This window comes from Defluviimonas sp. SAOS-178_SWC (assembly GCF_039830135.1).
GTDB lineage: Bacteria > Pseudomonadota > Alphaproteobacteria > Rhodobacterales > Rhodobacteraceae > Albidovulum.
Window position 1 is genome coordinate 3,097,004 of record NZ_CP156081.1, and the last position, 18,342, is coordinate 3,115,345.

Consider the following 18,342-nt stretch of genomic DNA (forward strand, 5'->3'; position numbering starts at 1 on the left):
GTCAGAGCGCGCGTTCCCATGTCTGGTCGACGACAGCCTGCCCGAACGCCACGCCGGGGCTTTCGCTGGTCATCCGAAAACCCGCCGAGGCATAGAGCGCACAGGCCGCCCGGTGGCTTTCATGGGTCCAGAGCACGATACGGGTGTAACCCGCCTGCCGCGCGAAGGTGAGGCAGAGGTCGAGCATCTTCCGCCCGGCGCCCCGGCCCCGCGCGGCGGGTTCAAGAAGAAACAGCCTGAGGCGGGCCACATCGTCGGATTCGCGGACGCAGAAGATACATCCGATCCGCAGCTCGCCAGACCGCGCCACCCAGGCCCGTTCGCGGGCCGGGTCGCGGCTCCGGATGAACCCGGCGACGATCCCGGCCACCAATCCCTCGAAGCTCAGATCGTAGCCTTCGTCCTGCGCGTAGAGCGCGCCGTGGCGCGAGATGATCCACCCGGCATCACCCGGCGCAAGATCGCTGAAGGTCAGCGGCGGCGCTGGCAGGTCGGGATCGCCAAGACCCCGGCGCATCGCGACCGCGCCGGCAAGAACACCGGCGCGGGCATCCGCATTGAGTTTGCCCAGACGCGCGGCGACCTCCGCGCGCGACCGCGCCTCGAGCGGCGCCATAGCAGCGCCGCCCGCCGCCGTCAGGGTGATCCGGCGCCGGCGCGCGTCGCCCGTATCGGCATGGCGCGCGATCCAGCCGCGCCGCTCGAATCCTTTCAGGACGCGGCTCAGATAGCCTTCGTCGAGGGCAAGCCGCTCTGCCAGCTCCCGCGCCGTTGCGGGGGCGGCATGCGCGACTTCGTAGAGCACCCGCACCTCGCCCACGCCGAGACCGGACCCGAGGTAGGACCGGGAGAGAAACCCAAGCTCGCGCGTGTAGAATCGGTTGAAGGCCCGGATTTCGTCGATCTCGTCCATTGTCCCGCCTGGCATCCTGCGCCGACTTTCCGCCCCCAACTTGATCCCGTCAAGTATTTTGCCGCCTTGCCCGCCCGCCCCTTCCGCGCTAGCCAGTCAGACGCAGCCAGGGAGAGCTTCGATGGGTATCGACAAGGAAAGCGAGATCGCCGCGAACCTGCAGATCGGGCCGACGACGCTCGGCATGGTGCGGATTTATGTCGAGGCCGACGGCGTCGAACTGCCGCTCGATTTCGAGCCGGAAGAGGCGGAGGAGATCGCCGAGGAACTGCGCGCCGCCGCAGAAGCGGCACGCGGCATGGGCGGCGGACCTAAGGGGAAATCCCGGAAGTCGTGACACCGGGATCGCGGTAGCCTTGCAGCCTGAGCGCTGCATGGCGGGCGAATTTCTGCATCATCACCTTGCGCCGCGCCCCTGCGAGCGGCGTCGCCGGTCCCATCCGCAAGATCTCTGCATCATAGGCGTCGGCGACGATCAGTCCGGTATCGTCCGGCAGAAGGTCGGCCGGGAAATCGGCGTCGACCGCCCAGAAGAAGCGGTCGGACCATTCCAGGTAGTTCTGCCACTTGCGGTCCGAGGTGAAATCGACACGGCTCGACTTGCATTCGATGATCCAGACCTCGCCCTTCGGGCCGAGGGCCATGACATCGACCCGAAGTCCCGGCGCAGGCACCAGTTCCTCCACCGTCACGAAGCCGTGGTGAAGGAGGTGGCGGCAGACGCCACGGGCGAGAAGCTGGCCGGGCATGAGGGTGTCGGACATGGGCGGACTATGAACACAAGGTGAACATTTGTCCAGCCCATGCCGGGCGCCATCCTATGCCGGAAGCGCCGCGCCCCGGCTGGACGGCCGCATCGCCGTCTGGACGAGGTTGACAAGGAACGTGACCATCGCCGCCGCCGTGACGAGCGATCCGGCGATGGCGAATGCCTCGCCGCCACCATTCACCGCGATCGCGATCCCCGGGACCATGAGCCAGAGGCCGAGCGTCGCAAGGCCGAAATGCACCCGCGAGAGCAGGCGCTCCGCCGCCTTGGGCGTGAGCTGGTAGAAGATGCCCATCAGGCACATCGTGACGAAGCCGAGGAGGTTCAGGTGCGCGTGGGCTGGCGCCAGGGTGAAATCCTGCGCCGCGCCCATCCAGATCCCGAGCGCCATGCCAACGACCACATAAACGACGCCCGAAGCGAAAAACAAAAGGCCAATGCCCTTCATGATAGTCTCTTTTCTGAAATGACACCGGGTCGCGCCCCGGCGGCGGGCAGGTAGCACGACTGTTTGCATACAAACAGTCAGGAGAACCTTACCCTTCACTTCACGGCGATCCTGGCCGCACACTCCCCGCAGCCTCTTGCGGCAAGCCTCGCGCGCGCCTAGATTACCCGCTGGCGGGTTCTGCCCCTCTCGTGCGAGGCCCTTTTCCAGTGGCCGATAATCTCTTCCGAGGGAGCTGGCTCTGCCGGGATCGTGGTCCCGGTATCTGGCGCCCACCTGGTTAAGCCAGGCTCTCGGGAAAAACACGTCTCCACGGTTGCCGCGGTTCCCGCCACTTCCGCCTTTGCCGATCGTTCGCCTAGCGCCGCGCGTCCCGATGATCCTGCCGGGCCCTGGCCGGCACATGGATGAGCGCGGGGATCGTCGTGGCCACTGGCACCTTGCGGCCGCGCCCGCCGGTGTCCTCGGGCTTCGCCATCCGCATGATCACGATGGCGAACTGCACACCGCCGAACACGATGCCGTTGAAGACGAAAAGCATCGCCACGGCGATCCAGCCCTGCGGCGAGGTCGAGATCAGGTGCCAGAGATTGGCGACGTTGAGCCAAAGAAGGGCACCGACGAAGACCGCCGACAGCGCGAAGCCAACGATCACATTACGGATATAGAGACGGACAAGCGCGGGCATGGTGGACGCTCCCTTCCACCCCAATCTAGCAATCTCGTCGCGGAATCCCAGAGGCATGCTGTCGCAGCCGGTTCGGACGCGTCGCGGCGACGGCCTCAGAACGCCTCTGGCCGCGCCTCGCGCGCCATGTGATCGAGAACCGCGTTGACGAATTTCGGCTCTTTCCCGTCCGGAAAGAACGCCCGGGCGATGTCGACGAATTCGGTGATCACCACCTTGGGCGGCGTGCCCTGGGTCAGAAGCTCGGCGCCGGCGGCGCGAAAGAGCGCGCGCAGGACCGGGTCGATGCGGTCGATGGGCCATTTCGCCACCAGCGCCCGGTCGGTCATCTGGTCGATCTTCGCCTGCCAATTCACCGCATCTTCCACCGTCTTGCGGAAGAGGCCGGTATCGCCCTCGGCCATCTCGTCCTCGTCATAGACGGCGCCGAAGCGGAAGTTCTCGAATTCCCGCGCGACCTTGTCGACGGTCTGGCCCGCCGCTTCCATCTGGAACAGCGCCTGCACGGCATAAAGCCGGGCGGCGGATTTCATCTGGCGCTTTTCGGCGAGGGTGGGCTTGCGGTCGTCGCTCATGCGCGGCTGGGTCCTTCGGTGTCACCGGCGATGCGGAATTCCTCGCCCGCGGGCTTGAATCCGATGCCTTTCGTCTGGCGCGCCCATTTGCGGGAAAGCGCCACCAGATGCAAGGCCGCTGCAGCGGCACCACCACCCTTGTTCTGGCCCGCCGGATCGGCGCGCACCTCGGCCTGATGACGGTTCTCGACCGTCAGGATTCCGTTGCCGAGGCAGACGCCATTGAGGCCGAGCATCGTCAGCCCGCGCGAGCTGTCGTTGCAGACCGTGTCGTAATGCGTCGTCTCGCCCCGGATGACGCAGCCGAGCGCGACGAAACCGTCGTAATCGGCCATGCGGCTCGCCAGCGCGATGGCCGCCGGGATCTCAAGCGCCCCCGGCACCTCGACCAGATCGGCCTCGGCCCCCGCCTCCGCTGCCACCGCCTTCGCGCCCGCGACGAGGTTGTCGGCGATGTCCTTGTAATAGGGCGCAACGACGATCAGCAGCCGCACCCTTTTGTCGAATTTCGGCAGATCGAGGACGTGATGGGTTTCTGCGGTGGCCATGCCTCAGCCCTCGCTGATCGGGCGTGTGCCCGTGATGGCCAGATCGTAGGCATCAAGGCCGACATAGCGGGTCAGGGGCGAATCCGTCAGCAAGATCAGATCCTTGAGCCCCATCGTTGAAAGGATCTGCGCGCCGAGCCCGGTCTGCTTGACCGTGCGCGGCCCGTCCTCTTCCTCGGTCACGAGCTTCGCCTTCGGGTCGCGGAACAGGCAGACCGCCCCCCGCCCCTCCTTGGCGATGATCTTCATCGCGCGCGCCAGCTCCCCCTCCGGCGCGGGGCCGAGTGCCAGGACATCCTCCAGCACGTTGAGCGCATGGGTGCGGACCAGAACCGGCTCGGGCGTGGTGATGTCGCCCTTGGTCAGGACGACATGCTCCGTCCCCTCGGTCTGGTCGGTGAAGACCCGCATCACCCAGTCGCCGCCATAGGCGGAGGTGACCGTCTGCGTCATCGTCTCGCGCACCAGATTGTCGTGACGGCGGCGATAGGCGATGAGATCGGAAATACTGCCGATCTTCAGCCCGTGCTTCTGGGCAAACGCGATCAGATCGGGCAGCCGCGCCATCGTGCCGTCCTCGTTCATGATCTCGCAGATCACGCCCGAGGGGTTGAGCCCGGCAAGACGGCTGACATCGACGGCGGCCTCGGTATGGCCGGCGCGGACAAGAACGCCGCCGTCGCGGGCGCGGAGCGGGAAGATATGGCCCGGCGTCGCGATATCGGCCGGCCCCTTCGTCGGGTCGATGGCGACCGCGACGGTCAGCGCCCGGTCGTGCGCCGAGATGCCCGTCGACACGCCTTCGCGCGCCTCGATGGAGACGGTGAAGGCGGTCTCGTGCCGCGACGAATTCTTCGTCGACATGAGCGTGAGCCCGAGCGCATCGATCCGGGCGGAGGTCAGCGTCAGGCAGATCAGGCCGCGCCCGTGCGTGGCCATGAAATTGATGGCATTCGGCGTGCACATCTGCGCCGGGATCACCAGGTCGCCCTCGTTCTCGCGGTCCTCGTGATCGACGAGGATGAACATGCGGCCGTTGCGCGCTTCGTCGATGATTTCCTCGGTCGAGGAAATGGCAGCCTTGAAGTCTTCGGTCATGTTGTCGCCATGTCTGTTGCATCCCCGCCGCCCGGATAGCCCAAGCGCCGTCCTTTGGCCAGTGCGGAGGCGACGCTTACTGGCTTGCCTCCGCCGCGGCACCGCCGAAGTAGCGGGCGGCGGGAAGAAAACCCGCCATCCGCGCGGCCCCCGCCCAATCGCGTTCGAGCGCCGTTTCGCCGATCACCAGAACCCGGTCGGCCGGCGCCCGGATCTCGCCCAGAAGGTCAAGAAGCACGCGCCGGGTCTCGCCCCAGCCGAGCGCGATACCGGGCGCGCGGGCCGCGGCATCTATCGCGACCCCCTGCCCGGCAAGGCCCTGCCGCAACCGTTCGGGATCGAGAGGGGGCTGCGCGGCGATCAGGCGGCCGACGTGCCGCGTTCGCGCAATCCTCTCCGCATCACTGGCCCGCATCCGGTCGCCCTCGCGCAAAAGGCGCAGCGCGTTCGTCGAGAACAGGAAGGCGACGAGGTCATGCCCGGTCGTCGCGCGCACTCCGGCATAGGTCTTGTAGTCGAGCCCGATTTCCGCCGCGCGCTTCACATGAAGACGCACCACTTCGAGCGGCAGCTTCGGCAAGAGGTCCGCCCGCGCCGCGCGCCAGCAATGCCGCCGCCAGCTTCCGCCGGATTCGATCGACGGGCCGCCGTTATGGCCCAGCCCGCTCACCGCCCCGCCCAGTCCTGTAGCCGCGCCACGTAGCGCGCCAACGTGTCGATCTCGAGGTTCACGAGGTCGCCGACCTGCGCCCGCCCCCACGTGGTCACGGCCTTGGTGTGCGGGATGATATTGACGCCGAACTCGGCGCCATCGACTTCGTTCACCGTCAACGACGTGCCGTTCAGCGCAACCGACCCTTTCGGCGCGATGAAGCCCGCCAGCGCCTTTGGCGCGCGGAAGGTAAAGCGGGTGCTGTCGCCCTCGTCCCGCATCGCCACGATCTCGGCGACGCCGTCGACATGGCCCGAGACGATGTGGCCGCCAAGCTCGTCGCCGACCTTCAGCGCCCGTTCGAGGTTGAGCCGCTTGCCGACATGCCAGCCGTTTCGGCCGATATTGGTCTTCGACACCGTCTCGGCGGAAATCTCCACGTCGAACCAGCCGCGCGGGGTCTCGCCGGTGGACACGACCGTCAGGCAGACGCCGTTGCAGGCGATGGAGGCGCCGATATCAATCCCTGAAACCGGATAGGCGGTGGCGATCCGGGCGCCGAGGTCGCCCCTCTGCTCAAGCGCGATGACCTCGCCGATATCGGTGATGATCCCTGTGAACATCGCGACACTCCCTTTGACCCCTGCCTAGCCCCTGACCGCTTGCGCCGCAAGTGCCCCGAAAGGCCATAGTGCTGCCGCAAGCTCCTGCTAGGAGTTATGCCGTGACAGCCGGCCGAAAAGCGGTCAGAAGAGACCGCCGGCCCGGCAGGAGACGAGCATACGCGTGCGGAACCGAAACCGAAGCAGAGACACATCGCGACGGGTCCTGATGCTTCAGGGACCGCACGGGCCGTTCTTCCGCCAGTTGGGCGACATGCTCCGCAAGGCCGGGGCGGAGGTCTGGCGCGTCGGGTTCAACAAGGGCGACGAGGTCTTTGCCGGACGCCAGGGCTATCTCCCCTATACCGGAAAACCCGACGACTGGCCCTTGGCCTGTGACGAGGTCTTCACGGAGAAAGGCATCACCGATCTGGTGCTCTACGGCGATTCACGGCCGATTCACGCGGCGGCCATCGCCGCCGCACGGGATCGCGGCATCACCGTCCACGTGTTCGAGGAAGGCTATCTCAGACCCTATTGGGCGACCTACGAACGCGAAGGCTCGAACGGCAATTCGCGGCTGATGTCGATGCCGCTCCCGGCGATGCGGGCCGCGCTCGAACGGTCTGAGATGGAGATGCCGAAGGCGCCGGCGCGCTGGGGCGACATGCGCGAGCATGTCTTCTACGGCGCGCTCTACCATTTCTTCGTCATGGCCTTGAACGGACGCTACCGCAACTTCCGGCCCCACCGCGACCTCACCGTCGGGCAGGAATTCCGGCTCCATCTCTGGCGGCTTCTGATGATGCCGTTCCACCGGCTGGAACGCTGGGTCGCGACCTGGCGGATCCGGTTCGGCGGTTTCCCCTATCATCTCGTGCTGATGCAGCTTGAACACGATGCGAGCTTCCGCGCGCATTCCGACTTTGCCTCGATGACGGAATTCCTGACGCTCTGCCTCGACGGTTTCGCGGCCGGCGCCCCGCGCCACCACCACATCGTCTTCAAGGCCCATCCGCTGGAAGACGGACGCGCCGCCGTCGCCTCGACGATCCGCGGCACGGCGCGGCGGCTCGGCATCTCCGACCGTGTGCATTTCGTGCGCGGCGGCAAGCTCGCGCGGCTTCTCGATGGGGCGCGGAGCGCCGTCACCGTGAACTCGACCGCCGGCCAGCAGGTTCTCTGGCGCGGCCTGCCGCTCCGGGCCTTCGGACGGGCGGTCTACGGCAAGCCGGAATTCGTCTCGTCCCAGCCGCTTGCGGATTTCTTCGCTTCGCCGCGCCGGCCGGACCAGCGCGCCTATCGCGACTACCGTCACTACCTTCTTGAAACCTCGCAGATTCCCGGCGGTTTCTACTCGGCACGCGGACGGCGTTATCTTCTCCGGCAGGCGGTAGACATGATCCTTGCGGCGGAAGATCCCTATGATGCGCTCGTGTCGGGCAAAGCGGCACCACGGCAACAGTTGGTTGCGGTGGAATAGAAGGACTGGCATTTTGCCCGCCGCGCAACTACCCTCGGCAAAAATTCGAGGCAGGTTCTATCAAAGAGGAGCCCGAGAAGTGACACCCGCCATGTCCCGCTGGGCCAGATCGCTGGTCTTGCTCGTTACCGTTGCGGGCGTTGCGGGCTGCGGCCTCCCGCGATCCGGCCCCAGCAAGCGCGAAATCTTCGAAAGCTCGGTGCAACAGGAAGGCGATGCCTTCGTCGTGGCCGTCGATGCCGAAGTCGCGCGCGCGGCCTCCGTTGTTCCGACGCTCGGCTTCACCAACGGCTTTCTCGGCGCCGGCGTGGTCGGATCTGACGATATCCGACCGGGTGACGTCCTCGGCCTGACGATCTGGGAAAACGTCGATAACGGGCTCCTAGCGAATCAGGGCGTGAACTCGACGGCGCTGAACGAAGTGCAGGTCGATGGCGCCGGCTACATCTTCGTCCCCTACGCGGGCCGCATCAAGGCTGCGGGCAACACGCCGGAGGGTCTGCGCCGGATCATCACAAACAAGCTCGACGCCCAGACGCCGGATCCGCAGGTGACGGTGGCGCGCATCGCCGGCGACGGCGCGACGGTTTCGGTCATGGGCGGCGTCGGCGGCCAGGGCGTCTACCCGATCGAGCGGCCGACCCGGACGCTCTCGGCGATGCTGGCAAAGGCGGGCGGCGTCATCATCGAGCCGGAAATCGCGCAGGTCACGATCACCCGGGGCACGCATACCGGCACGATCTGGCTCAAGGATCTCTATTCCGACCCGCGTATGGATGTCGCGCTGCGGCCCGGCGACGTGATCCTGGTCGAAAAGGACCAGCGCGCCTTCACCGCGATGGGCGCGACCGGCGGGCAGAATCGCGTGCAGTTCGAAAATCAGGATCTTTCGGTGATCGAGGCGATCGCCCAGGTCGGCGGCCTGTCGACCCACTTCGCCGATCCGACCGGGGTCTTTGTCCTTCGCAACGAAACCCCGGACATTGCCAATACGGTCCTCCGGCGCAGCGACATCACCCAGCCCGTCCGGATGGCCTATATACTCGACCTCACGCAACCGAGCGGGATCTTCAACGCCCGCGATTTCATGGTGCGTGACAATGATACGATCTACGTCACCGAAGCGCCCTACGTGCAGTGGTCCAAGACGCTCTCGGCGTTGACCGGCACGGCCAATTCGGCCAACGCGTTGAACCGCGCAACCGGAAACTGATGGCCACACGATCGAATGACGTGGCCGCCGGACCCGATCCCCGGCGGCTTTTCGTATTCTCCGGCGGCTTTCTCACACAGCCCCGCATCCGCCGCATCCTCACGCTCGCCGGCTACGACATCCGGCTCGGCAAACCCTCCGACCCCGGTGACCGCATCGGCGTCTGGGGCCGCAGCCCGACCGCGCCACGGGGAGAGGCGGTCTCGGACTGGACCGACACCCCCGTCGTGCGGGTCGAGGACGCGTTCCTGCGCTCGATCCGGCCGGGGCGCGAGAGGGGCGAACCGCCCCTCGGCCTCCTGATCGACGAGATGGGTGTGCATTTCGACAGCTCGGCGCCCTCAAGGATCGAGCAGATCCTCGCCACCGATCCCCTCGACGACGGCGCCATGCTTTCGCGGGCGCGCGACGGCATGGCGCGGCTGAAGGCGGCGCATCTGTCGAAATACAACCATTTCGACCCTGCCCTCCCGGTGCCGGAGCCCGGCTACGTGCTGGTCCTCGACCAGACCCAGGGCGATGCGTCGATCACCCATGGCGGCGCCACCGCCTCCACCTTCCGCGAAATGCTGGTCTTCGCGCAGGAAGAGAACCCCGGCGCGAGGGTCGTGATCAAGACCCATCCCGAAACCGCGGCCGGCAAGCGCCCCGGCCACTACAACGACGGCCACGCCCACGGCCATATCTCGATCGTGAGCGATCCGGTCTCGCCCTGGACGCTTCTTGATGGCGCCATCGGGGTCTATACCGTATCCTCGCAGCTCGGCTTCGAGGCAATCATGGCCGGCCATCGCCCCCGCGTCTTCGGCCAGCCCTTCTATTCTGGCTGGGGCCTCACCGCCGATGAAAACCCGGTGGCGCGGCGCGAGCGCAAGCTGACGCGGGCCCAGCTTTTCGCGGGCGCGATGATCCTCGCGCCGACATGGTACGATCCCTGCCGCGACCGGCTGTCGTCGTTCGAAGAGGCGGTCGACCATCTCGAAGCCGAGGTGCGCGCCTTCCGCGACGACCGGGCGGGCCATGTCGCCACGGGCATGCGGCTCTGGAAGCGGGCGCATCTGCAAAAGGCGTTCGGCCGCGAGAAGCGGCTGGTCTTCGCGAACGATCCCGGCCGTGCGGCCGCCCGCGCGAAATCCGAGGGGCGCGGGCTGCTGGTCTGGGCCGGGCAGGAGACGGAGACGCTGCGCGAACTTGCGCGCGGCCTGCCGCTCCGCCGGGTCGAGGACGGATTCCTGCGCTCCCGCGGGCTGGGCGCCGACCTCGTCCCGCCCCTGTCGCTGGTCGCCGACGCGCGCGGCATCTACTACGACCCGTCGGGCGACAGCGATCTCGAACAGCTGATCCTCGCCGGGCCGCCGCCCGGCGGCGAGGCGCGGGCCGAGCGGCTCGTCGCCCGGCTGACCCGCGCGGGGCTGACGAAGTACAACCTCGACGCCGAGGCGCTGCCGGACCTGCCGCGGGGGCACAAGATCCTTGTCCCCGGCCAGGTCGAGGACGACGCCTCCGTCCGGCTTGGCGCCGGGCGGGAGCATACCAACCTCGCGCTCCTTGAGCGTGTGCGCTCGGAAAACCCCGACGCGGTGGTGATCTACAAGCCCCATCCCGATGTCGAGGCCGGTCTGCGCACGGGCGCCGTGCCCGAAGCCGAGGTGCTGAGCCACGCTGACAAGATCGTGCGCGGAGTAAGCCCGGCAGCGCTGATCGAGCATACAGACGAGGTCTGGACCATCACCTCGGCTCTGGGATTCGAGGCCCTTCTGCGCGGGCGGCCCGTTACCTGCCTCGGCATGCCCTTCTACGCGGGCTGGGGGCTGACCCGAGACCTGTTCCCCGAACCCGAACGGCGCACGGCGCGGCCGACGCTTGCCGCGCTCGCCCATGCCGCGCTCATCGCCTATCCGCGCTATGTCGACCCGGTTTCAGGCCTGCCCTGCCCGGCCGAGGTCATCGTCGAGCGGCTGGCCCGGCACGAGATTCCCCTGCCCGGCAAGCCAAACCGCCTTCTGTCGAAACTGCAGGGGCTTTTCGCCAGCCAGTCCTGGCTCTGGCGGTAAGGGCGGATGCCTCCGGCGGAGGTATTTGGAGCAAGATGAATGGGACGGTCAGTCACGCGTCCAAAGGCTGAGCGTGTCGGGACCGATGGTCCGGCACTCCGTCAGGCGGTAACGCGGGACGTCGGCCAGCGCGTCGAGGCCAAGCGGCCCGACCGCCGCACGACCATCGGCGCCAAGTGCGAGACCGGCGCTGAAGAGCGCAATCTCATCGACGATGCCGGCCATGAGAAGCGCGGCCGCAAGCTGCCCGCCGCCTTCGCAGAAGACCCGCGTCAACCCGGCCGCCCCCAAAGCCGCCAGCATCGACACGGGGTCGAGTCCGGCCCCGGTTTCGGTGACCTCGATCAGCCTTGCCCCCGCCGTGACCCAGTCCGACCGGGCGCGATCCGGGGCCGACGCCCCGTGAAGAAGCCAGACCGGCACCTCGCGCGCTGTCCTTCCAAGCGCCCCCCCGACCGGCAGGTCGAGGCGCCGGGCCGCGACAATGCGAACAGGCTGATGCGCCATGCCGAGCCCGCGCACCGTCAGCGACGGATCGTCCGCCCGCGCCGTGCCGGCCCCGACCAGCACAGCGTCGTGCGCGGCCCGCATCGCGTGGACGCGCGCGCGCGCCTCCGGGCCGGTGATCCAGCGGCTTTCGCCCGACGCGGTGGCGATCCGCCCGTCAAGGCTCGTCGCGAGCTTTAGGGTCAGCATCGGCCGGCCTTGCGTCACCCGCGAGAGGAACCCGCGTTGCATAGCCCGCGCCTCGTCCTCCAGAACGCCCTCGGTCACGTCGATACCTGCCGCGCGGAGGATCGCATGGCCGCGCCCCGCGACGCGGGGGTCGGGATCCTGAAGCGCGCTCACCACCCGTGCGACGCCGGCGCCGACCAGCGCCTCGGCACAGGGTGGCGTCTTCCCGTGATGCGCGCAGGGTTCGAGCGTCACATAGGCCGTCGCCCCCCGCGCCGCGTCCCCCGCGGCGGCGAGCGCCACCGTCTCCGCATGCGGCCGGCCGCCGGGTCGGGTGAAGCCACGCCCGACGATCCTGCCCTGTTTCACGAGAACGCAGCCCACCGCCGGATTGGGCCAGACCCGGCCCAGCCCGCGCCGGGCAAGGCCGAGAGCATGGGCGATGAAGCGTCGGTCGTCTTCCGCCGTCACTCTTCCGCGACGCCGTCGGGGCGCAGCTCCGAGACGAACTTGTCGAAATCGTCGGCGGCCTGGAAGTTCTTGTAGACGCTGGCGAACCGGACATAGGCGACGGTGTCGATCCGCGCCAGGGTCTCCATCACGATCTCGCCGATGGTCTTCGACGGGATATCGGTCTCGCCCATGCTTTCAAGTCGGCGCACGATGCCGGAAATCATCTGGTCGATGCGCTCCGGCTCTATCGGGCGCTTCTGCATTGCGATCCGGATCGAGCGTTCAAGCTTGTCGCGGTCGAAATCCTCGCGCTTGCCGGACGACTTGATGACGACGAGATCGCGAAGCTGGACCCGCTCATATGTGGTGAAGCGTCCGCCGCAGGCCGGGCAGAAGCGACGCCGCCGGATCGCGACATGATCCTCGGCGGGTCGGGAATCCTTCACCTGCGTGTCGGCATTTCCACAAAATGGGCAACGCATTCCTTATCCCTCGGTCCAGTATTCCGGTTATCCACAGGCACTATAGGACCCCCTCTAGGATTTGGGTAGGGGGCAATTGTCGCCACCAGATAACGGCGCAGATCCGGGGGAAATCCGGCAACATCTTCCCCCTGACCGGAGGGCGCAGTTCGGCGATGGTGATGCCAGCCTGCGCGGACGCTAAAGACCCCGGGCCATTTGACCGTCCTCACGGATATCCCGGGCAGTAAAGCGCGAAAGTCGGTGACGCACGGGATCGCACGCTGCCGCGCGCCTTGTCAGTTCTGCCTAGATGCGCAGGGCACGGTAAAGGGTCCAGCCGGGGCCGGCCGCGACGGCCGTTGCGCCCGGGACCGGCGTGATCTCCGAAACCGCCCCTTGGCACAGAACCACCGTTTTGAAACCGGACAGCAGCAGCGCCTCGACCTGCGCCGTTCCGGCCAGTCCGGGGGTGAGCGCTTCGCGTTCGTCATAGGCCGCGCTTGCCTCGGCGAGCGGCCCGATGATCGCCAGCGGTTGTTGCGTCGGATTGGCGAAGGTCGGCACCGCCATGCCGCGGCTGAGACCGAGGAGGAACGACAGCGGCTTGCAGCTGCGCTGCGTGTCGCGGGTCTGGGCGCCTTCGGCAAAGGCTGCCGCGCCGAGCCCGCCGGGGGGCAGGGTTTCGGCGACGTCGAGGAATTGCACGTAGCTTTCCCGGTCGCGCGCCCAGCCGAGCGTGACCATCAGAAGATGGAGCGGCAGTAGCGCAATCAGCGCCCGCGACACGCGTTGGCCCCGCCGGTCGCGCGCCTTCCCGGACAGACCGGCGGCCAGCACCGCGAGCAGGCAAAGCGGCAGCCGTTCCGAGAGATGCCCGACGCCGAAGAGGTTCGGTGGCGTGACGACGACGAGAAGCACGAGCACCGGAACCGCGAAGCGGAGCCGGCGGTCGAGGACGAGCCGGCCCGTCGCCAGACCGAAGGCGAGAAGCCCCCAAAGCAGCGCCCCGAACAGCCTGTCGACAACCGGCCAGGTCGTCTCGGCCACCCGCAAGGCCGCATCCGCGCGGAACCAGACCTCGTCGAGAAGGCGCTCCGCAAGGCTGCCTTCGCGCAGATGCGCCGCCAGGTTGACGAACGCGTCCGTGACACGGCCCGTGCCTTGCGACAGATCGCTCACCAGAAAAAGGCAGGCCGGCACCACGGCAATCAGAAGCAGGCGTGCGGCGCGGCGGGCAAGGTGCAATAAGTCGGGCCGCCGATGCGATCCGCCTTCGGCCATTTCGATCAAGAAAAGCAAAAGACCCCAGATGGCGAAGACGAAGCCGTGCGTGAGAAAGATCGCGATTCCGATCGGCATCGCGATCAGGAGCTGTCGCCGGGGCGCGTTCTGGTTCGAAATCCAAAGGCCGAGACCGGCCAGCGCAAGTCCAAGGCCAAGAAGGAAATTCGCGAACCCCCAACCCAGGACGAAGTTCTGCGCGAGAATGCCCGCGAGCGCGACCGAGAGCGGGGAGATCCGCCCCTGAAGGCTGCGCGCAAGGACGAGCGTTCCCGCGAACGGCGCCGCGATGATGACAAGCGCGAGGATCTGGGCGGCAACGAGCGCCGGCAGGATGCGGAAAAGCGCGGTCCCGATCAGGTCCAGCCCGAGATTGGGCAGGAGTTTCCAGGCCGTCCGGTAGTTTTCGGCCAGGGCCGGGTCACGCCCCACATTGGCGAGAATGTCGTAGCGCAGGGCATGGGCGTAGAAATCAACAAGCGGCAGGACCGGCGTCGTCAGCGCCGGAAAGAGGCAGAGCACGGCGACAAGCCAGGGACGCAGCCGGGCGTCGGAAACGACCAACGTCGACGTCACCGCAGCGTCGCTTCGGACCCGTGCCACCGCTTGCTCTCCACCGCCCAACAGACCCGACAAGCCTGACTCAGCGGATGCGTTTTGCCAAGGTTAATGGCGGAACTCATCCACTGCGGATCGGAAGATCCGCCCCCAATAGCCGGATATTTTGCGCTTTTTTGCTTATTCCGCGACGACTGCGGGCGATTTTCCGCACACCAGACCCTGCTGCCCTCAACACCTGCGGTCGCCGCGCATCCGGTGATACAGGCGCCGCGCTTCCTGATAAAGGACGTTGCGGCGCGGGAAATCCGGCCGCCGTGTCTTGCGGTCGAAGACGGTGAATTCGACCGTCTCTTTCCAGTCGAGTGCGGTGATGAGGTCGTAGCGGAGATCGAGTTTCCACGCGAGATAGGGAAAGGAGATCTGATCGCGGCGGGAAAATCTCAGCACATGCTCGAACCAGCGCTCGCCGAAGCGGACGATGTCCGGGTCATTGTGGCGGCGGACGATGAAATGGCCCTCGATCAGGCCAAAATGCTCCGGCATTTGTTCTGCGCGATACGTGCGTTCCCGCTCTTTCAGGGTTGCGTGATCGTCGAGCCCGCCCTCCCGGCAGGTCTGAAGCTCCTGGTAAACGCAGTCACGGCGAAAATGCGGAAAGGCAAGGAAGGCCGCGTCGGACTGGCGCTCAAGGGCGGCGAGGATCTCCTCCGGATCGCGCGTCAGGCGCGACTTGTTGTCGATCCAGATCGAATGCTCCGCCTCGGGGAAATAGCGGTGCGGCATCAGCTTCGCCCGGCGCGATGCGCGGGCCGGATCGAGCCCGTCGAGCGGGTCGTGAATGACCTCCACCCTCGGCAGGACGAGATCCGCGCGATCGGTGAAAAGGACGCGCCGGCAGTTCTCATATCCGCCGAAGACGTCCGGGTTCAACGGGTCTGCCGTGCCGTAACGGGCGGAGTAGAGGACGAGGCTCATGGCGCCGAGTATAAGGTGGCCACGGGGCTTGGGAAGCGGGATTTCTTCGGAAAAATTTGCGCCGGAGTCGACCTAACCGACTGGAATCACGCCTTTTAGGAAGGGCGACAACCGAAATACGTTGGCCATTCGCCCAGGATTGATGCAGGTTTCACGGGCGCTTGCGGACCATTTCGCAAAACGCTTGCGCATGCCCGACTGTCAGACCCGCCCCCTTCGCGCCGAGAATGGCGAGCCCCGTCGAACTCGCCGCTTCTTCGCCCCGGAGCGTGAAGCGAATCCCCTCACCCGACCGGCGCGGCGGCTCAGAAGCGCGGTAGATTAGCGTGGTCGGCGAAAGGTGGAGCTTGCGGATCGCGTAGTCACCGGCGGCACACCAGAAATCGGCGGGCCCCGACTTGCCGCGCCAAGGAACGGTGAATGCGTCCGGCCCCTCGGGCCGAACGATCAAGCCGTTCTGGGCGGTGAAGGCCGAAGCCGGCGTGGCGAGACCGAAAGCAAGCAGAAGAGCGGCGAGGCGCATGGGGGCGATCCTTTTCGGGAAACCGGTTTCATTGATATAGGGAGGGAATGGCGGCGTTCCCATATGCTTCAATGGATTGTTCCGAAGTCGCGACCGATTAGAAGAAGTTGGCAATCCCGCACAACGGGTTAACTACGTTTTGTGCGTCCGTCGGGCAAGAAAACGGCGCGGGATTTCCTTGGCATCAAGATAGATGCCAACAAAATGAACGATGATGGGACCGCCAAGGAAAACGATGAAATCAGCGAAAAGGCGTAAATCTGGTCGGCGCACCGATCCGTCACGAGAATGGGCAACCCAATCGCGACGACAAAAGCGGTGCAAACTACGACCAACCGAGCGAAACGGGGTCACATCTACTGATCGAGGAAGCTTCTCAACTTCCGGCTCCGGCTCGGATGCTTCAGCTTCCGCAGAGCCTTCGCCTCGATCTGGCGGATCCGTTCGCGGGTGACGCTGAATTGCTGGCCGACCTCTTCGAGCGTGTGGTCGGTGTTCATGCCGATGCCGAAGCGCATGCGCAGCACCCGCTCCTCGCGCGGCGTCAGGCTTGCCAGAACCCGGGTCGTCGTCTCCTTCAGGTTCTCCTGAATGGCGCTGTCCAAGGGCAGGATCGCGTTCTTGTCCTCGATGAAATCGCCGAGCTGGCTGTCCTCCTCGTCGCCAATCGGGGTTTCGAGGGAAATCGGCTCCTTGGCGATCTTCATCACCTTGCGGACCTTTTCGAGCGGCATTTGCAGCTTCTCGGCCAGTTCCTCGGGCGTCGGCTCGCGGCCGATCTCGTGCAGCATCTGGCGGCCGGTGCGGACCAGCTTGTTGATCGTCTCGATCATGTGGACCGGGATACGGATGGTCCGCGCCTGATCGGCGATGGAGCGCGTGATCGCCTGACGGATCCACCAGGTCGCGTAGGTGGAAAACTTGTAGCCGCGCCGGTATTCGAACTTGTCCACGGCCTTCATCAGGCCGATATTGCCTTCCTGAATGAGATCAAGGAATTGCAGGCCACGATTGGTGTACTTCTTGGCGATCGAGATGACGAGCCGCAGGTTCGCTTCGACCATTTCCTTCTTGGCCTGCCGCGCTTCCTTCTCGCCCTTCTGGACCTGGTTCACGATGCGGCGGAATTCCTGGATGTCGACACCGACATACTGGCCGACCTGCGCCATCTCGGCGCGCAGCTCCTCCACCTTGTTCTGGCTCTTTTCGATCAGGGTTTGCCAGCCGCGCCCGGATTTCTCGGCCATCCGGTCGAGCCAGGTCGGGTCGAGTTCATACCCGCGGTATTCGTCGATGAACTCGCGGCGGTTGATGCGGGCCTGATCGGCAAGCTTCACCATGCCGCTGTCGATCGTCATGATCTTGCGGTTGATGCCATAGAGCTGGTCGATCAGCGCCTCGATCCGGTTGTTGTGCAGGTGAAGTTCGTTCACCAGCACGACGATCTCGGAACGGAGCTTCTGGTAGGCCGTCTCGTCGGCGAGCGAGAAGCTGTCATCTTCGTTCAGCGTCGCCGACATGCGCAGATCCTGCATCTCGGCAAGCTTGGCATAGTCGCGGGCGATGATCTCGAGCATTTCGAGAACCCGCGGCTTCAGCGCCGCCTCCATCGCCGCAAGCGACATGTTGGAGGCTTCGTCCTCCTCGTCGTCGTCATCGGCCTTGGCAATCGGATTGCCGTCGGCGTCGAGCTCGGGCTCGCTGTCCTCGGACGACCGCGACGACGTGGTCTCGGTGCCCTGGACCACCGGCTCGTCCTGCTCGCCATCTTCGTCGAGCGAGCGACCGAAGGTGGTTTCAAGGTCGATGACGTCGCGCAGGAGGATGTCTTCGTTGAGAAGTTCGTCGCGCCAGATGGTGATCGCCTGGAAGGTCAGCGGGCTTTCGCAAAGCCCGAGGATCATCGTGTTCCGGCCCGCCTCGATCCGCTTGGCGATGGCAATCTCGCCCTCGCGGCTCAGAAGTTCCACCGTGCCCATTTCGCGCAGGTACATCCGCACCGGGTCGTCGGTCCGGTCCAGCGCCTCGCCCGAAGAGGTGGCAACCGCCACTTCGCGCGAGGTCGAGGCCTCGACCACCGCGCCGGAACTGCCGGTATCCTCGGCCTCGTCCTCTTCGATGACGTTGATGCCCATCTCGGACAGCATCGACATCACGTCCTCGATCTGTTCGGAAGAGACCTGTTCCGGCGGAAGCACCTGGTTGAGCTGGTCATAGGTGATGTAGCCGCGCTCCCGCGCGTCGGCGATCATCTTCTTGACCGCGGCCTGCGACATGTCGAGCGTGTGCTCGTTGTCGTCGGTCTCGGGCTTCTGCTCGTCGGTGTCCTTGGCGGCCATCGGGGCTCCTTTGGTCTCGGCGAATCGC

At 66.2% G+C, this 18,342-nt stretch carries 19 protein-coding genes and 1 other RNA gene; 5 read left to right on the forward strand and 15 right to left on the reverse strand.

What is annotated here, in order from left to right:
- Position 1: 1 nt before the first annotated feature.
- Positions 2 to 913 carry a bifunctional helix-turn-helix transcriptional regulator/GNAT family N-acetyltransferase gene (locus tag V5734_RS16005; protein ID WP_347310633.1) on the reverse strand — a complete coding sequence of 304 codons (912 nt, stop codon included), beginning with the start codon at positions 911 to 913 and terminating at the stop codon, positions 2 to 4.
- A gap of 121 nt (positions 914 to 1,034) precedes the next feature.
- On the opposite strand from V5734_RS16005, the gene V5734_RS16010 reads away from it, so the two are divergent.
- Positions 1,035 to 1,250: a DUF6324 family protein gene (locus V5734_RS16010; protein WP_347310634.1), complete on the forward strand. Its 216-nt coding sequence runs from the start codon at positions 1,035 to 1,037 to the stop codon at positions 1,248 to 1,250.
- Here the strand turns inward: V5734_RS16010 and V5734_RS16015 are convergent.
- Both V5734_RS16015 and V5734_RS16020 read right to left on the reverse strand, forming a co-directional pair.
- Entirely contained in the window at positions 1,225 to 1,677 is a 453-nt protein-coding gene (locus V5734_RS16015) for an MmcB family DNA repair protein (protein ID WP_347310635.1), read from the reverse strand. The two genes, V5734_RS16010 and V5734_RS16015, sit on opposite strands and share 26 nt — an antisense overlap.
- Positions 1,678 to 1,731: 54 nt before the next feature.
- Positions 1,732 to 2,130 carry a hypothetical protein gene (locus tag V5734_RS16020; RefSeq protein ID WP_347310636.1) on the reverse strand — a complete coding sequence of 133 codons (399 nt, stop codon included), beginning with the start codon at positions 2,128 to 2,130 and terminating at the stop codon, positions 1,732 to 1,734.
- Between the two features lie 174 nt (positions 2,131 to 2,304).
- Here V5734_RS16020 and ssrS point away from each other — a divergent pair.
- Positions 2,305 to 2,462, forward strand: a non-coding RNA gene (gene ssrS / locus V5734_RS16025) — 6S RNA.
- A gap of 26 nt (positions 2,463 to 2,488) precedes the next feature.
- Here ssrS and V5734_RS16030 read toward each other — a convergent pair.
- From V5734_RS16030 to V5734_RS16055, 6 genes are all read right to left on the reverse strand, one after another.
- On the reverse strand, positions 2,489 to 2,818 hold the full coding sequence (locus V5734_RS16030) for a hypothetical protein (protein ID WP_347310637.1): 330 nt from the start codon (positions 2,816 to 2,818) through the stop codon (positions 2,489 to 2,491).
- Positions 2,819 to 2,913: 95 nt separating this feature from the next.
- On the reverse strand, positions 2,914 to 3,393 hold the full coding sequence (gene nusB / locus V5734_RS16035) for a transcription antitermination factor NusB (protein WP_347310638.1): 480 nt from the start codon (positions 3,391 to 3,393) through the stop codon (positions 2,914 to 2,916).
- Positions 3,390 to 3,941 carry a 6,7-dimethyl-8-ribityllumazine synthase gene (locus tag V5734_RS16040; RefSeq protein ID WP_347310639.1) on the reverse strand — a complete coding sequence of 184 codons (552 nt, stop codon included), beginning with the start codon at positions 3,939 to 3,941 and terminating at the stop codon, positions 3,390 to 3,392. Before V5734_RS16040 ends, nusB begins: the two co-directional genes overlap by 4 nt.
- 3 nt (positions 3,942 to 3,944) lie before the next feature.
- Positions 3,945 to 5,039, reverse strand: coding sequence for a 3,4-dihydroxy-2-butanone-4-phosphate synthase (gene ribB, locus V5734_RS16045; RefSeq protein ID WP_347310640.1), 1,095 nt, complete (start codon positions 5,037 to 5,039; stop codon positions 3,945 to 3,947).
- 76 nt (positions 5,040 to 5,115) lie between these two features.
- Positions 5,116 to 5,709 carry a hypothetical protein gene (locus V5734_RS16050; RefSeq protein WP_347310641.1) on the reverse strand — a complete coding sequence of 198 codons (594 nt, stop codon included), beginning with the start codon at positions 5,707 to 5,709 and terminating at the stop codon, positions 5,116 to 5,118.
- Positions 5,706 to 6,314, reverse strand: a complete 609-nt coding sequence (locus V5734_RS16055) for a riboflavin synthase (RefSeq protein WP_347310642.1) — start codon at positions 6,312 to 6,314, stop codon at positions 5,706 to 5,708. Before V5734_RS16055 ends, V5734_RS16050 begins: the two co-directional genes overlap by 4 nt.
- A 208-nt stretch (positions 6,315 to 6,522) precedes the next feature.
- Here V5734_RS16055 and V5734_RS16060 point away from each other — a divergent pair, with 208 nt between their 5' ends.
- The 3 genes from V5734_RS16060 (at position 6,523) to V5734_RS16070 (ending at position 11,043) form a co-directional block, all read left to right on the forward strand.
- Positions 6,523 to 7,776, forward strand: coding sequence for a capsule biosynthesis protein (locus V5734_RS16060; RefSeq protein ID WP_347310643.1), 1,254 nt, complete (start codon positions 6,523 to 6,525; stop codon positions 7,774 to 7,776).
- Positions 7,777 to 7,855: 79 nt separating this feature from the next.
- Complete coding sequence (locus V5734_RS16065) at positions 7,856 to 8,989, forward strand: polysaccharide biosynthesis/export family protein (RefSeq protein ID WP_432759633.1); 1,134 nt, start codon at positions 7,856 to 7,858, stop codon at positions 8,987 to 8,989.
- Positions 8,989 to 11,043: a capsular polysaccharide biosynthesis protein gene (locus V5734_RS16070; protein WP_347310644.1), complete on the forward strand. Its 2,055-nt coding sequence runs from the start codon at positions 8,989 to 8,991 to the stop codon at positions 11,041 to 11,043. Before V5734_RS16065 ends, V5734_RS16070 begins: the two co-directional genes overlap by 1 nt.
- A 48-nt stretch (positions 11,044 to 11,091) precedes the next feature.
- Here the strand turns inward: V5734_RS16070 and ribD are convergent, their stop codons facing one another.
- The 6 genes from ribD to rpoD all read right to left on the reverse strand — a co-directional run bounded on the left by ribD (position 11,092) and on the right by rpoD (position 18,314).
- Entirely contained in the window at positions 11,092 to 12,189 is a 1,098-nt protein-coding gene (gene ribD / locus V5734_RS16075) for a bifunctional diaminohydroxyphosphoribosylaminopyrimidine deaminase/5-amino-6-(5-phosphoribosylamino)uracil reductase RibD (protein WP_347310645.1), read from the reverse strand.
- The gene (gene nrdR, locus V5734_RS16080) at positions 12,186 to 12,653 is read right to left on the reverse strand and encodes a transcriptional regulator NrdR (RefSeq protein ID WP_347310646.1); all 468 of its coding nucleotides are present in this window, start codon (positions 12,651 to 12,653) and stop codon (positions 12,186 to 12,188) included. Before nrdR ends, ribD begins: the two co-directional genes overlap by 4 nt.
- Positions 12,654 to 12,941: 288 nt before the next feature.
- On the reverse strand, positions 12,942 to 14,519 hold the full coding sequence (locus V5734_RS16085) for a hypothetical protein (protein ID WP_347310647.1): 1,578 nt from the start codon (positions 14,517 to 14,519) through the stop codon (positions 12,942 to 12,944).
- Positions 14,520 to 14,705: 186 nt separating this feature from the next.
- Complete coding sequence (locus tag V5734_RS16090) at positions 14,706 to 15,452, reverse strand: glycosyltransferase domain-containing protein (protein ID WP_347310648.1); 747 nt, start codon at positions 15,450 to 15,452, stop codon at positions 14,706 to 14,708.
- A 151-nt stretch (positions 15,453 to 15,603) separates the two neighbouring features.
- Positions 15,604 to 15,975 carry a hypothetical protein gene (locus tag V5734_RS16095; protein ID WP_347310649.1) on the reverse strand — a complete coding sequence of 124 codons (372 nt, stop codon included), beginning with the start codon at positions 15,973 to 15,975 and terminating at the stop codon, positions 15,604 to 15,606.
- 356 nt (positions 15,976 to 16,331) lie between these two features.
- On the reverse strand, positions 16,332 to 18,314 hold the full coding sequence (rpoD, locus tag V5734_RS16100; RefSeq protein WP_347310650.1) for an RNA polymerase sigma factor RpoD: 1,983 nt from the start codon (positions 18,312 to 18,314) through the stop codon (positions 16,332 to 16,334).
- Positions 18,315 to 18,342 lie beyond the last annotated feature (28 nt).

Bases quoted from the DNA above. Each gene is read 5' to 3' on its own strand.
- V5734_RS16005 (WP_347310633.1), bottom strand. From the start codon at position 913: ATGGACGAGATCGACGAAATCCGGGCCTTCAACCGATTCTACACGCGC.
- V5734_RS16010 (WP_347310634.1), top strand. From the start codon at position 1,035: ATGGGTATCGACAAGGAAAGCGAGATCGCCGCGAACCTGCAGATCGGG.
- V5734_RS16015 (WP_347310635.1), bottom strand. From the start codon at position 1,677: ATGTCCGACACCCTCATGCCCGGCCAGCTTCTCGCCCGTGGCGTCTGC.
- V5734_RS16020 (WP_347310636.1), bottom strand. From the start codon at position 2,130: ATGAAGGGCATTGGCCTTTTGTTTTTCGCTTCGGGCGTCGTTTATGTG.
- V5734_RS16030 (WP_347310637.1), bottom strand. From the start codon at position 2,818: ATGCCCGCGCTTGTCCGTCTCTATATCCGTAATGTGATCGTTGGCTTC.
- nusB (WP_347310638.1), bottom strand. From the start codon at position 3,393: ATGAGCGACGACCGCAAGCCCACCCTCGCCGAAAAGCGCCAGATGAAA.
- V5734_RS16040 (WP_347310639.1), bottom strand. From the start codon at position 3,941: ATGGCCACCGCAGAAACCCATCACGTCCTCGATCTGCCGAAATTCGAC.
- ribB (WP_347310640.1), bottom strand. From the start codon at position 5,039: ATGACCGAAGACTTCAAGGCTGCCATTTCCTCGACCGAGGAAATCATC.
- V5734_RS16055 (WP_347310642.1), bottom strand. From the start codon at position 6,314: ATGTTCACAGGGATCATCACCGATATCGGCGAGGTCATCGCGCTTGAG.
- V5734_RS16060 (WP_347310643.1), top strand. From the start codon at position 6,523: ATGCTTCAGGGACCGCACGGGCCGTTCTTCCGCCAGTTGGGCGACATG.
- V5734_RS16070 (WP_347310644.1), top strand. From the start codon at position 8,989: ATGGCCACACGATCGAATGACGTGGCCGCCGGACCCGATCCCCGGCGG.
- nrdR (WP_347310646.1), bottom strand. From the start codon at position 12,653: ATGCGTTGCCCATTTTGTGGAAATGCCGACACGCAGGTGAAGGATTCC.
- V5734_RS16090 (WP_347310648.1), bottom strand. From the start codon at position 15,452: ATGAGCCTCGTCCTCTACTCCGCCCGTTACGGCACGGCAGACCCGTTG.
- V5734_RS16095 (WP_347310649.1), bottom strand. From the start codon at position 15,975: ATGCGCCTCGCCGCTCTTCTGCTTGCTTTCGGTCTCGCCACGCCGGCT.
- rpoD (WP_347310650.1), bottom strand. From the start codon at position 18,314: ATGGCCGCCAAGGACACCGACGAGCAGAAGCCCGAGACCGACGACAAC.